Source organism: Lelliottia sp. 489, assembly GCF_050435885.1.
Lineage (GTDB): Bacteria > Pseudomonadota > Gammaproteobacteria > Enterobacterales > Enterobacteriaceae > Enterobacter > Enterobacter nimipressuralis.
Map to the genome: position 1 here is coordinate 1,130,709 of NZ_JBNDLC010000001.1, position 13,586 is coordinate 1,144,294.

The 13,586-nt window shown below is 49.8% G+C and carries 13 protein-coding genes; 7 read left to right on the forward strand and 6 right to left on the reverse strand.

Annotated elements, in window-relative coordinates; all coding sequences use genetic code 11:
• Nucleotides 1-343: 343 nt before the first annotated feature.
• Genes ABIE11_RS05700 through ABIE11_RS05710 form a run of 3 tightly spaced genes read left to right on the forward strand, consistent with a single transcriptional unit; the run spans nucleotide 344 to nucleotide 3,934 of the window.
• On the forward strand, nucleotides 344-2,080 hold the full coding sequence (locus ABIE11_RS05700) for a type IV secretory system conjugative DNA transfer family protein (protein ID WP_049082426.1): 1,737 nt from the start codon (nucleotides 344-346) through the stop codon (nucleotides 2,078-2,080).
• A gap of 8 nt (nucleotides 2,081-2,088) precedes the next feature.
• Nucleotides 2,089-2,892 carry a MobC family replication-relaxation protein gene (mobC, locus tag ABIE11_RS05705; RefSeq protein WP_032754861.1) on the forward strand — a complete coding sequence of 268 codons (804 nt, stop codon included), beginning with the start codon at nucleotides 2,089-2,091 and terminating at the stop codon, nucleotides 2,890-2,892.
• Nucleotides 2,885-3,934, forward strand: a complete 1,050-nt coding sequence (locus ABIE11_RS05710; protein ID WP_032755702.1) for a DNA-methyltransferase — start codon at nucleotides 2,885-2,887, stop codon at nucleotides 3,932-3,934. Before mobC ends, ABIE11_RS05710 begins: the two co-directional genes overlap by 8 nt.
• A gap of 149 nt (nucleotides 3,935-4,083) precedes the next feature.
• On the opposite strand, the gene ABIE11_RS05715 is transcribed toward ABIE11_RS05710, so the two are convergent.
• On the reverse strand, nucleotides 4,084-5,040 hold the full coding sequence (locus ABIE11_RS05715) for an alpha/beta hydrolase (protein ID WP_012539955.1): 957 nt from the start codon (nucleotides 5,038-5,040) through the stop codon (nucleotides 4,084-4,086).
• Between the two features lie 329 nt (nucleotides 5,041-5,369).
• Entirely contained in the window at nucleotides 5,370-5,804 is a 435-nt protein-coding gene (locus ABIE11_RS05720) for a winged helix-turn-helix transcriptional regulator (protein ID WP_012539944.1), read from the reverse strand.
• 69 nt (nucleotides 5,805-5,873) lie between these two features.
• On the opposite strand from ABIE11_RS05720, the gene ABIE11_RS05725 reads away from it, so the two are divergent.
• Complete coding sequence (locus ABIE11_RS05725) at nucleotides 5,874-6,827, forward strand: aromatic alcohol reductase (protein WP_032754864.1); 954 nt, start codon at nucleotides 5,874-5,876, stop codon at nucleotides 6,825-6,827.
• A gap of 105 nt (nucleotides 6,828-6,932) precedes the next feature.
• On the opposite strand, the gene ABIE11_RS05730 is transcribed toward ABIE11_RS05725, so the two are convergent.
• From ABIE11_RS05730 to ABIE11_RS05740, 3 genes are all read right to left on the reverse strand, one after another.
• Nucleotides 6,933-7,793 (reverse strand): SMP-30/gluconolactonase/LRE family protein, encoded by an 861-nt coding sequence (locus ABIE11_RS05730; RefSeq protein ID WP_012540029.1) that lies wholly within the window; start codon nucleotides 7,791-7,793, stop codon nucleotides 6,933-6,935.
• Between the two features lie 98 nt (nucleotides 7,794-7,891).
• Nucleotides 7,892-8,365 carry a DMT family transporter gene (locus ABIE11_RS05735; protein WP_046622862.1) on the reverse strand — a complete coding sequence of 158 codons (474 nt, stop codon included), beginning with the start codon at nucleotides 8,363-8,365 and terminating at the stop codon, nucleotides 7,892-7,894.
• A gap of 14 nt (nucleotides 8,366-8,379) precedes the next feature.
• Nucleotides 8,380-9,777 (reverse strand): amidohydrolase family protein, encoded by a 1,398-nt coding sequence (locus tag ABIE11_RS05740; protein WP_032700794.1) that lies wholly within the window; start codon nucleotides 9,775-9,777, stop codon nucleotides 8,380-8,382.
• A gap of 142 nt (nucleotides 9,778-9,919) precedes the next feature.
• On the opposite strand from ABIE11_RS05740, the gene ABIE11_RS05745 reads away from it, so the two are divergent.
• Complete coding sequence (locus tag ABIE11_RS05745) at nucleotides 9,920-10,807, forward strand: LysR family transcriptional regulator (protein ID WP_032700793.1); 888 nt, start codon at nucleotides 9,920-9,922, stop codon at nucleotides 10,805-10,807.
• A 196-nt stretch (nucleotides 10,808-11,003) separates the two neighbouring features.
• On the opposite strand, the gene ABIE11_RS05750 is transcribed toward ABIE11_RS05745, so the two are convergent.
• Nucleotides 11,004-11,897 carry a LysR family transcriptional regulator gene (locus tag ABIE11_RS05750; RefSeq protein ID WP_032700859.1) on the reverse strand — a complete coding sequence of 298 codons (894 nt, stop codon included), beginning with the start codon at nucleotides 11,895-11,897 and terminating at the stop codon, nucleotides 11,004-11,006.
• 116 nt (nucleotides 11,898-12,013) lie between these two features.
• Here ABIE11_RS05750 and ABIE11_RS05755 point away from each other — a divergent pair, with 116 nt between their 5' ends.
• Nucleotides 12,014-12,979, forward strand: a complete 966-nt coding sequence (locus ABIE11_RS05755; RefSeq protein WP_032754870.1) for an aldo/keto reductase — start codon at nucleotides 12,014-12,016, stop codon at nucleotides 12,977-12,979.
• A 16-nt stretch (nucleotides 12,980-12,995) separates the two neighbouring features.
• Complete coding sequence (locus ABIE11_RS05760; RefSeq protein WP_032754872.1) at nucleotides 12,996-13,511, forward strand: NAD(P)H-dependent oxidoreductase; 516 nt, start codon at nucleotides 12,996-12,998, stop codon at nucleotides 13,509-13,511.
• Nucleotides 13,512-13,586 lie beyond the last annotated feature (75 nt).

The window sequence follows — 13,586 nt, forward strand, 5'->3', positions numbered from 1 at the left end:
GTCGCGCGTAGCGTGCGACGGTGTGCCGCCGTTGACCCTGGGGGTTTTGGCGCGGCGTCCAGATGCGACATTACCCCCATGTGACATGCAGTGAGAGCGTCCAGCCCGAGCGTAATGTCACACGCCGTTGCCCGTCATTCGGGCGTTTCAGGAGACGGACGACCACTGGTCGGCTGTTTTCTGAAAGCGCGGATCACGGGCATGAGCGTCGGAGACGTTCAATGCTTTTCATTCTTTTATGGGCGTCATCAATAGGCGTCGCGTATGGGCGTGGGGTGTGACGTCCATTGGTGACGCCCATGTGATGCGCCGTCACACCGAAATCAGACCGGAGATCACTGCAATGGGAACTCATCTGATGCAAAGGCTGAATGCCTTTTCGGATGCCTTTTCTTTTTTTCTGCTGTGGCTGCAACACAACCCGGTAATATTATCCATATTTGCCGGGCTGACGCTGCCATTCATCTTTCATCTGCCACGTGAAGAAAGAAAAAACGCCCCCTTCTGGTTAAAATCGGTGGCGGGTATATCCACCTTCTTTTTCATATTTGGCACCCTGTCACCGCTGACCATTCAGGGGCTGAGTTTTTTCTTTAAAGTACTCGACAATAACATTCTGCTCAGATTATCACTCTGGATACTGACTGTCGGATTTACCCTTGCTGGTCTGGCTTTTCATATTACTGCCCGAAGGCTTCTGGTCGGAGAAGTCGACAGTCTGAAACATCGGATGATTAAAAAAAGCAAGCTGGAAAGAAATGTCAGAACGGATGTTCGTGAAGTCAGAGACATGTTACCTGACAGCATTGCATATAATCCGCTGGATTATATTGACCTCAATAACGGTATCTTTATCGGACTGGATAAAGATAATCAGCCGCAATATATCACCCCCGAAGAATTTCAGACCCAACATGCCGACCTTATCGGCACCACAGGCTCCGGTAAAGGGGTGAGCGTCTGTGTTCTGCTTTATCAGGCAATACTTGCAGGTGAAGGCGTGTTTGTCGAAGATCCCAAAAATGATGAGTGGGCACCACATGTTATGCGGGAAGCCTGTCAGAAAGCTGGAAAAAAATTTGTTCTTATTAACCTGAACGACCTTAATTTCCAGCTTGATTTACTGGCTGATATTTCTCATGAACAACTGGAAGAACTGTTTAATGCCGGTTTCAGCCTGGGTAAAAAAGGCGAAGGTGCTGACTTTTATCGTATTGCCGATCGCCGTGCAGCGAGAAACACGGCTGCTATTTATGAAAATGGCATGACATTACGTGATTTATTCAACACTGACTTTGTGAAATCTCTCAGTGAAGATGTGCCTGCTTTTTATGGCGAGCTTGAGGAAATCGCTTTAGTGAATTCCATTAATGCCCGCAACGGATTTTCCTTAAAGACCATTTTTGATGAAGGCGGATGCTGCTACATCATCGGCTCGATGCGTAACCAGAAAATCATATCGGCTCAGCGAATGATTTTAACTCGCCTGATTCAGATAGCCGAAACGCGTGATCGGATAAAAGGCAAACCTCGTCCTGTCGCTATTTTCCTTGATGAACTCAAGTATCACCTGTCCCGCCCTGCGCTTGAAGGACTTGGCGCAGCGAGGGATAAAGGTGTGCATATCATCATGGCTCACCAGTCGGTAAAAGATTTATATGACTGTCCGGCAGATCTGGAGGGTGATGCCGTTGCCGGTTCGGTGATTGAGAATTGCAAGTTTATGCTGGTTTATCGCCTTCGCGATCCGGATACTGCCGACTGGGTCGCCAGAATGACAGGCTCTATACTGGTTGACGATGAAATGAGGAAAGTTAAAACGGATATTTCCCTGACGGAGAAAATGGAAACAGACAGGATGATCCGCCAGGCTGAACGATATTATATAGACAGCAATATGTTGCTTAACCTCCCCCAATTTGTTGGTTTTGTTTTTACCCAGAATGACCTAGCGAAGGCAACCAAACTATCCCACATACCTGTGAAAAAGAAATATATCGACCTGTTTTCATTTGAGCATAAAAACCCTTCGCACACCGAAAAAGAAAGCCAGAACCACAAACCCTCCATTAACCTGTGAGGCTATCTATGCTTATTCATAACGTTGCTGAAAGAAATGAAACCGCAAAAAAGAGAATGCGGGCATTGTTGTATTTTCTCAAAGAAGAAACATTTTCTGATTTCCGGACCTTAAAAAAAGTTGTCGGCTATAAAGGGAAACATAACCATGCGATGTATAACCTGCTTAATAAAGCGGTTGCGATGGGCTTCTTGAATAAACATAAATACCCGGTATTGACCGGAAAAAAATCATTGTGGGGGATCACCATGCAGGGACTGGCAATGGTGGTTAGCGCTAATGACAAGGTTTTCCCTGCCTATTTTGAGCCGGGCAAACTCAGACACTGGACGCTGGAGCATCGCCTGTTAAACCAGCGGGTCAGGATCGCACTAGAGGAAAAAGGCGGTACGGGCTGGCTTAACGGCGATCGGGGAGAGTTTATAGCGCGATATCCGGGTGTCCGACACCGACCAGACGGCATTATTACCTTAAGCAGCGGCGCCATCGTTGCGGTGGAAACAGAGCGAACGATGAAAACACGTGCCCGTTACCTCAGCATCATTAACAGTCATCTGGCCGCCAGCGACGCCGGGCGCTGGCACTATGCGATGTATGTGATGCCGGATGATAAAACCAAGGAGTCGCTGATCAGGCTGTTTGCCAGCATCAGGACGGTGATGAGAAACATTGTGCCCGTTCCGTTTGATGCGAAAAACCGCGAGATGTTTCTGTTCCGCACAATTGATGAACTGGAAGAGAGTATCAATGATAAACAGGAAGCCCCTTCTTCATCAGCTCATGGCGATGACGGGAGGGAATACCATGCATGACGTTCTGACCCATGGCGACTGCCTTGACGTACTGCGCAGTATGCCGGGCAACTCGGTGGACAGCATCGTGACCGACCCGCCCTATGGTATTAAATTCATGGGTAAGGCATGGGACTATGATGTTCCTTCACAAGCCATCTGGGAAGAATGTCTGCGCTTACTTAAACCCGGTGGTCATCTGCTGTCCTTCGCGGGATCCCGTACTCAACACAGGATGGCAGCGCGTATTGAGGATGCAGGATTTGAAATACGTGACATGATCGTATTTCTCTACGAGACCAGCACTGCTGCTCAGGTCCTCATTGAAAGTTTATCGTCGGATCAGCTCAAATTGCTGGATGCGGCATTCGGACATGACGGAATGCTGGGATGGGTATACGGCTCGGGTTTTCCTAAATCTCATAACGCGTTGAAACCGGCTCTGGAGCCTATTACCCTTGCCCGTAAGCCATTCAGGGGATCCATGGCATCGAACGTTCTCGTTTATGGTACCGGCGTTCTGAATGTCAGAGAATGCAGGATCCCTCTGGCAGAGGGGGAATCCCCCTATGATTATCCAAATGGACCGGGAGGTTCCGATCCTAACCACATGTGGCGAGGCAGAAATAAAGGTGACGGGGGTATCGCCAGGCAAGGAAACCCCGATGGCCGATGGCCTGCCAATCTTATCCATGATGGCAGTGATGAAGTACTTGCTATGTTCCCGGATACTCCTCAACAGGCAGAAATTAGCAGCGCCAGTCGGTTTTTTTATTGTGCGAAAGCCAGCAAAAAAGATCGTGGTGAGCGTAACAATCATATGTGTGTAAAGCCCACCGAACTGATGCGTTACCTCTGCCGCCTGGTTACCCCTCCAGGCGGCACTGTACTTGATCCCTTTATGGGGAGTGGAAGCACCGGCAAAGCTGCGGCGATGGAAGGTTTCTGTTTCATCGGTATTGAGCGGGAAGCGGATTATGTGGAAATTGCTCGCGGGCGTATTGCGGCAGCACGGAGTACCGCAGCTCGTTCTGGTGATGCAGGAATACACATTGACAATTGAATTCGGGTAAAATGCCTCTAAAAATGTTAGCGAAGATTTGAGCTAACATTTTTATGGCTCAAGGCCATAACCTAACTTGACAGACAGCTTTGTGCCAAAAGCGGACGTTGCTACCAAACAGTCTGAGTGATTCAGCAAAGCGTCAGTCGTCATATATTTTCAGGACAAAGATGCACGCGGAACCAGTCAACAACCCTATTTATGACAACGGGTTGATACCAGTGATCATCACCGTGTTCTGCGCCTTCGATAAGGACGTAGTCCGCTTTGTTTCCCGATTCCAAAAGGGCTTTGTAAAGCGTTGCGCTCTGTTTAGGTGATACTAATGTATCCTTACTTCCATGCATTATTAGGAACGGAGGTTTACATCCCTTGAGACGCCCTATGGGGCTTGCATTTATCGCTTTTTCAGGTACAGAACTGATTGAGGCACCTGCAAAATTCTTGAAAGCCACACCATTAATTAGCAGTGACTCCGTGACTGCAGGAGACTGATGCACTTTTTGTCGGAGATCCGGAAAACCGTCACCTATGTTACGCAGATCTGATATTCCGTAAAGCGTAGCGACAGCCTGCACATCAGCGGACTGGCTGAGAAAATCGCCGTGATCGAATGACTTATCGCCATTAGTGGTACCAAGCATCTGCGCCAGCCAGCCTCCAGCAGAATCGCCAATTACACCAATTCGTGAGGGGTCAATGCCATAATCATGGGCATGTTGACGAAGGTATCTTACTGCTGCTTTAGCATCTATCACTGGCGCAGGGAAAGTATCAGGAATTGTCCTGTATTCTGCCGCTGCAACAACAAAGCCAGCCTCCGCTAAAGCCATGCGCATCTCCACAAATTTGTTGTGTTCAGCGGTCATAAACCCACCCCCAGGAAAATAAATGATACCTGGTTTCAAAATGTTGGTACGAGGAACAAGAAAAGACATATGCAATTGCCTGACAGAACGAGTTTTTTTTACTGTCTCATAAACCACATCACTAATATTATCTATAGGGGTTTTAGTCAAGGCGACTTGGATAATTTTCGCCCCATGAACATAACCAGGAAGATCATGATAATTAGAAGATATTTCATTGTTTTCTTTAGAAATCATAAAAAAACACCAGTTTTTAAATATTGTTTCACCAGCCCATCTATAATTCTGAAAGGGTAGGCCATCCTGTCAGATAATTTTCAAGGCCGAATTAATGGTAGCAAAAAATAAAATTCGCTTTAACACCCATTTGAAATATGTACAGACTAACATTGATGTCAGACATACGTAAAATATAATCCTCTGTAATTACACCATCCCGACCAAGCTTGGTGAAATCGGTTCTGTCTCCGGATGACTACTGTATACATACATATCGAAAGGCTCATCAATTCAAACACTTGTATTATCTACAAATCACAAAAAGTGATATTTATATTCATAGCCAGTTACGCCCTTGGGTTATTGTTATTTTTTTCATATCTCAACCGGTCTTCACGAAAGCGATCAGCATTATCGACAATCCAGGTCCACAGCGGGATCATTCGCACAAGTAACTCCATACCTGTATCGGACAGCTCGTATTCGACTCGTGGCGGGATTTCACTGAAATCATGGCGAATAACCAGTCCGTCGCGCTCAAGCTGTCGTAATGTACGTGTCAGCATGCGCTGAGTCACTCCGTGCATACGCCTGCCAATTTCGGCGTGACGTAGTCTGCCATAAACGCCAAGCGTGTTGACGATACCCAGTGACCATCGACTGCCTGCATGAGCCAGTACCTCCCGCCGCAAGCCATCATCATCGTCTCTCAGACCCTTACAAACAGCCTGCGAATACTGAAGAATTTCGTCCCGATCCATTTCACAGATTCCCGGTATCATACGTGTACCTTCTTTTTTAGCCTGTTATGAATTGCTAGAGTGGCGCAACAATTCATGTAAGGCCAGATTATGAACAAAACTGATCTTAACGCTACGTCTGAGAAAATCCTCGTGCTCGGTGCCGGTGAGCTGGGCCTCCCCGTTCTGCGAAATCTTGCCCTTCGGGCAAAAGATGTGGAGGGAACGAAAATCAGCGTACTGCTGCGCGAAAGTACCGTAACGTCAGATGAACCTGTAAAAAAATTAGTTATCACGGAAATCAGAAACCTCGGTATTAATATAGTCACGGGCGATCTCGTCATGAGTTCTGTCGACGATTTGGCCAGCCTCTTTGCGCAATTTGACACAGTCGTTGGCTGCACGGGGTACGCGGCCGGAATAAATACACCAATGAAACTGGCGCAGGCGGCCCTGCAGGCGCGAATTCCACGCTATTTTCCATGGCAGTTTGGTGCCGATTTTGATGCCATCGGACGTGGCAGTCCACAAGACATCTTCGACGCGCAGATTGACGTGCGTGATTTACTACGCAGCCAGCATGAAACTGAGTGGGTCATCATTTCGACCGGCATCTTCATGAGCTATTTGTTCGAACCAGACTTCGGTGTGGTCGATCTGCAGAACGATACTGTTCACGCACTCGGCAGCATTGACAACACCATGACGCTGACAACACCTGATGATATCGGGGTGCTGACGGCAGCGATCGTATTTACAACTCCTCGCATCCGTAATGAAATTGTGTATATCGCCGGTGATACACTGACCTACGCAGAGGTTGCAGATAAGCTGCAATCAGCGCTTGGCCGCCCTTTCGACTGCACGGTATGGAGCGAAGAATATCTGATAGATAAACTGGCGCTCAACCCACAAGACATGATGTCTAAGTATCGTGCCGTTTTTGCGCAGGGGCGGGGAGTTGCATGGGATAAAAAGCAGACATTCAATGAACGCCATAACATTCGGGTCACCGATGTGGCAGCCTGGATTAATGCAAACCTGGCCCCGGGCAGCTCGCTATAAACGTATTTAAGCTGCTGTAATAAATACCAGAGTCTTTCTCCTGCCTATCCGAATACGGTGATGAGAAAGACTCTGTTCCCCCTGTTGGCACTGATAGCAAAGCGGTTATGCTGTGTGCGCTGAAAACCGGCTCTCCGGTAAACCGGGGAATACGGCTGATTTCGCTCTCAGCAGCGCTCCATCATGCCTTGACGGCACAGAAAGACCCACGCTGGCACTGGTACAATACAGCGTTGTGAATGCTTCTCCCGCGAGTGTCGGACAAGTGCTCTGAATTCCTGGAGAGGGCAGTATACGGTCCGTCGTTCCGTCCGGACGATAACGTACAACACGGCTTCCTCCCCATTCGGCATTCCAGATATAGCCCATTGCGTCCACGCAGGAGCCGTCAGGCGCCCCCTTTCCTTCTGTTACAGTGAACACGCGCTGGTTATTCATAGAGGGGTAATCACAGCACATTATACGGCCCTGCATCGAGTCACAGTAATACATCGTGCTGCCGTCCGGACTGAAGCAGATGCTGTTCGGGATGGCCACCTCAGGCAGGGGTAGAGTCTCAATGCTGAGTGTCGCTGCATTTAGCCTGTGAAATCTTCCTATGACTTTCGCGGGGTACCCGTCATCCATGGTCCCGAAGACGAAATTACCCTCACGGTCGCACCGACCATCCCCTGTCCGTGTTCCCGGTCCTCCTGGTGACGCCACTATCGGCATAAAGGTACCTGTATTCAGATCGCAGAAGGCGAATCTGGATGCCAGCCCCATCAGTAAAACGTCAGGATTTTCAGTAAGTGCAAACGAACCGAGGCGCTCCGGCAGGGACCAGCGCATCACAACACTGGTGTCTTCTTCAAGGGCAAGCAGTTCGCTGCCTTCAATGTCAGTCCAGTAAATCCTGCGTGTCCTCTCGCACCAGATTGGGCACTCTCCCAGCAAATTTCTGGCATCAGCAGCCACTGAAAACATGTTATTTCTCCCGCATATAAAAGTTTCGCATCGCCTGACCAAAAACTTACGGCCATCTGCACTATGGCAGAGCGCCGTAAGGAGTAATTCTCACCCTGTCAGGGCAAAAAACGCGCTGAAAGTTTGTCACCAAAAAGCATGATGGCGAGACCTGCCAGCATGACCAGCATGCCCCCCAGTTTGAGCAGCGAAACCGGTCGCCTAACAGCACCCAGCAGACCGAAATGGTCAATCATTTGCGACGAGAGTAATTGCCCAACGATTGCCAGCCCTAGCAGAGCTGAAAAACCGATTTTCGGTGCCAGCACCACGTAGCTGAACAACGCACAGGCACCGATCAGGCCGCCCGCCAGACTCCACGCAGGCTGCGAAGGAATAGCAGCGAGAGAGGTAAATAACCCTCCACGTAGCAGCGAGTAAATCCCGAGGCTCAACGCCCCGGCCGTAAAGGAAAAGAACGCGGCGGTGACCGGATCTCCGCCGAGCCCTTTTGCGAGCTGACTGTTCAGTGTCGTCTGAAGGGTAATACCCAGGCCCGCTGCAAAAGCTATTACGTAATAAATCGCGCTCATGCTGTTATTCCCTGTCAGTTTGCCTGGACCAGCGGCAGGAATTTTTCCGCAAAGATGTCTGGCTCATACCCTGCTGCCGCAAATAGATGCTCGCGTGACTCATCAATGGCGGCGCGAAGGCGCTCACTGTCCACACCCAGCACTTTGCCGTTCTGCTTGACGATGCGCCCGCCGATCATCACGGTATCGATGTTGCTGCGTTCAGCTGCATGTACCACCGTTCCGAATGCATTTCCGTTCGGGTAAAGGTTGAGGTCAGCCGCGTTAATCAGGATCAGATCGGCCTGTTTGCCCGGCGTCAGGCTGCCTACTTTATCCTGCAGACCGGCACAAAATGCACCATCGACCGTTGCCGATTTAAGCAGCTGCGCTGCCGGGATCGTTGTCAAAGAATGATCTGAATCACAGCAGTGCTGCTTATGCATACCCATTACGCGCTGCAGATAAAACGCCACGCGCATTTCCATAAACATGTCGGTGCTGTAAGACGTTTCGTTATCCACGCTCAGACCCGGTGTAATGCCATGACGCTGCGCAGCCTCAATAGCAAACATCCCGCTTTCAATACCGTAGTGCGAATCTGAGCGCGGGCAGACGTTTACCCGCACGCCGGCTTCACGCAGGATTTCCCAGCCCTCATCAGGCAGCGCGGTACAGTGGTTAAAGATATTGTCCGGACCCAACAGGCCCTGCTGATGCAGCGATTCAAGCTCGGAGGCCATCTCAGCACCAAAGAACTCGGTCACGATTGGCAGCCCCAGCCTGCGGGCCTCGGCCCACAATTCCGGCTCCAGCTGGGCCATGACGCCGAGCGTCACAAGACTATCAGGATTATCCCTGAAATATTTTTCCTGCAGACGCTGCCAGTTGCCAGGCCAGTGCGCTTTATCCCATTCGCCTGCTACCGGCGCACCGGACGCATGAATAGCGCGAATACCGGCATCAAGCAGGGCTTCAACGGCGGCGTCTGAATGCGCTGCGGTACGGCTGTTGTGCGAGTTATCGATCATGGTAGTGATACCCGCATCAATCGCGCCCAGCGCCGTCAGCAGGTTGCCAACATAGATATCGGCAGGCCGGTAATATTTCGCGAACGAGAAATGCGTGGCATTGCTGTAGTCGTCCAGACAGGTGGCGTTGGGGTTGATGCGGCGCAGCTGACCTTCCCAGGCGTGACGATGAGAATCGACCATCCCCGGCATGGCAATCATATTTGTGGCATCAATGACTTGAGCACCCTCGGCGTTCAGGTCCTTGCCGATTGCGGTGATGGTTGAACCTGTGACAAGAATATCGCCACGTTCATGGTTACCAACATTCTCATCCATACTCAGTATGGTTGCACCGCGGATCAGGGTTACCGGCGCATTTTCCGTCTGATTATTAACAATATTTCTGATGTAATCGGTCATTTTAAGTGTCTCTTTCAGGTTCAGAATGGAAACAATACGCCTCCTTTTTAAACTGAAAAAGATGACTAACTTGTTTTCATCATTCAGAATTTACGAATAATGAGCATTATCACCGTTACATGCTATTCAGGAGTGCAGTCAGGTGGATCGTATTCAGGCTATGCAGGTTTTTATAAGGGTGGCTGAGGCCGGAAGCTTCGTCCGGGCCGCGGAAACACTTTCCCTGCCTTCTTCTACTGTTACCAGCACCATCAAAAACCTGGAGAAATATCTGCAGGTGCGTCTGCTGAACCGGACCACAAGACGTGTCAGCCTTACTCCGGAAGGTCTGCAGTATCTGGCGCAGTGCCGGGAAATTCTGGCCTTAGTTGAACATACGGAAGCCAGTCTGGCCGATTTGAACAGGCGCCCCCGTGGCCGTTTACGCGTTGATATGCCCGGCGGTATAGCGCACTTCATCGTCATGCCAAACCTGAAAGAGTTCTACAGCCGTTATCCTGACATTTACCTGATGACCGGCGTCAGCGACCGGCAGGTTGACCTGGTTCAGGAGGGTGTAGACTGCGTGATCAGAACCGGAGAGTTACTTAACTCCACGCTTGTAGCTCGTCCGCTCGGAGAATTTCGCTGGATAACCTGCGCCTCTCCCGACTATCTCAGGGAGTACGGTATTCCGCAGTCACCTGAAGATCTGTCTCATCATCGGGCTATTCATTATTTTTCCGGACAAAGCCGGCGTACAGACGAATTGCGTTTTGTAAAGGGAACAGAAACGCTGTCCGTATCCGTCAGTGGGCAGGCAGCCGTCAACGAGACGGGGCTTTATATAAAAATGTGCCTTGAAGGGTTCGGACTGGCGCAGCTTGCTGAAAATGTTGTAGCAGAACACCTGGAGAAAGGAACGTTGGTTGAAGTTCTGGCCGACTGGCAGCCGCCGTCTGTTCCTGTCACGCTACTTTATCCTCATCAACGTTTTCTTTCCCCTGCTGTACGTGCATTTGCAGACTGGATAGGTGAAATATTCAGTTGATACGCCTGTCACAGCTCCCCGTTGCACATTAAAAGTCGCCAGTATTCAGGGCCCCTGAACGAGCGGCAGACTTTGTTTCTGCGGGTAAGATCCTCCCGGAGCAGCGACTTCCCGGAGAAAGGCACTACTCAATAATTCACATCTCCGGTTTATGGAGGATGCCAGCTAAGAGCGCCAGCAATATCCGGGCCCGCTTTCAACTGAAGTGTCTGAGTAAAATACTTTCAAGGATGTGAAAAACGGTCCTGATGCGCTGCGGTACCAGGGTCTGATAGGGCCTGTAAAGATAAAGCTGCCAGGTTTCCAGTTTCAGTTCGGGCAGGACATTGACCAGCCTGCCGTCTTCAAGGTATTCCCTGCAGGCCAGATTACTCGACTGAATGACAGCTTTACCGGCTAACGCAGCCTGGATCTCCGACTGGGAGTCGGTGGTAAAAAACTCCAGATGGCGCGGTACAAAAGTATCAACGCCATCGAGCATATATTCGAATACTTTTCCGGTTTCAGGATTCAGCAGGCCACTGAAAGGGTAGCGCTGGCGCAGATCGTCGAAATTTTTCGGCGCGCCCAGCTTCTCAATGAGCCCGGGTGATGTCATCAGCGCGTGATGAACCAGCGTAATGGGCCTGACGATAAAATTCGGGTTTGGCTCCCGCTCTATACGGATCCCCATGTCAATGCGGTTCTGAACAGTATCCAGCTTCATCATGTCTAACCGCCAGTCTATAAACAGCTCAGGATAAGGATCGAGGGAGGTAAGAAGCTCATATAACACCTGCTCGTGGCCGGGAAACCGGAATAACGTGATCCTCACAACGCCCTTCATGTCATTGTCATCTCGGGCCGTCTGAAAAAGGGCCTCTGAATCTTCAAGTAGCCGCATGGCCTTCGGCAGGAAAAGCTCACCAAAGCTGGTCAGCACAATTGATCGGGTATTCCGCTTAAAAAGTGGCTCGCCGAGCTGATTTTCCAGTTCGGCAATAGTCCGCGTCACCACTGAAGGGGAAATGGCCAGTCTGACTGCTGCTTCACGAAAGTTCATCGTTTCTGCAGCGGCAACAAAAAATTTCAGCGCATCAAGTTTATTCATCATTATTGTGATTTTAGCAATTCTGACTTTCTAAATTAACAATTTTTCAGCAACAAATCCAGCCGTATACTTAACGTCTCAGAATCAGAAATGCTTTAAAAAAGGGTTAGATAATCATGAAAATGAGAAGGTTAGGTAGCCAGGGACTTCATGTCTCGGAAATGGGGCTGGGGTGTATGGGCATGGACCATGGCTACGGCTATTCAGTTGAAATCCGTGAGCGAACAAAGCTGATAGACAAGGCTGTAGAACTGGGCTGCAACCTTTTCGACACTGCCCCCATTTACGGATTTGAAAACGAAGAACTGCTGGGTGTTGCGCTCAGCAAACACAGGGACAACGTTATCATCGCGACCAAATTCGGCGTGACCGGAATGGAAAACATTGATGGACAGCTGGTGCCGGTATTAGACAGCCGTCCGGCGTCTGTCAGAGAGCAACTGGAAGGTTCACTCAGTCGTCTGCAAACCGACCATATCGACCTGTTTTATCAGCATCGTGTCGATCCAAAAGTTGAGCCGGAAGTGGTGGCGGGATTAATGAAAGAGCTAATCGCGGAGGGGAAAATTAAGTACTGGGGCTTATCCAATGCGCCCGTATCTTACATACGCCGGGCTCATGCGATCTGCCCGGTCACCGCGGTCGAAGACCAGTATTCAATGATGTGGCGTAAACCTGAGCAGGATTTGTTCAAAGTCTGCGATGAACTTGATATTGGCTTTATGGCCTACAGCCCGCTGGGTAATGGATTCCTGAGTGGTCAGGTTACCGCTGATACAACTTACGGGGAAGGCGATTACCGGGGCATGATGGGGCGCTTCAAACCTGAAGTAATGGAAAATAACCAGGCGCTACTGGATTTGATTGCTCAAATCGCGGAAAGAAACAACGCAACTTCAGCACAGATTGTTCTTGCCTGGGAGCTGGCTCAGAAGCCTTACATCGTACCGATCCCGGGAACAACGAAATTACACCGGCTCGAAGAGAATTTTCACGCCGCAAATATTCAGCTCAGTGACGCTGAATTAAATGATATCAATGAAGCTTTATCCCGGCTTGAAATTGACGAAACATTCTTCTGAAGAATAAGAGATCGACATGAAAACAACTGTATTTGTTACCCACCCCAACATTAATCAGTCACGGGTAAACTCAGCCCTGGCAAAAGGTGCAGCATCACTGACCGACGTTGAAGTGCGTTATCTGTATGACCTGTATCCGGATGGCAAAATCGACGTGGCCGCTGAACAGGCTGCACTGGAAAAGACGGATCGTATCGTGCTGCAATTTCCTATGCAGTGGTACAGCACGCCGCCACTTCTTAAACAGTGGCTTGACGATGTACTGACGTACGGCTGGTCACATGGTGGAGAAACACAGGCGCTGCGCGGTAAGCAACTCATGCTGGCCGTTTCGCTGGGTGGTGCAGAGTCTGCCTATCAGCCTGATGGCGCTGCCGGACATACGGTAGGCGAGTACCTGCTGTCTTTTGAAACCATCTCCGGGTATCTGGGTATGAACTACATCAAGCCGTTTATTACAGGCGGAAGCGCGACGATAACTGACGAAGAAATCGCAGCTCAGGTCGAACAATATAAAACGGTATTAGCCTGATTACTTTCGGGCGACCATCAGTGTTTTAAAACGCCCTCAAATGTGCCGTTGCCGTTAACGGCACATTTTTATCTA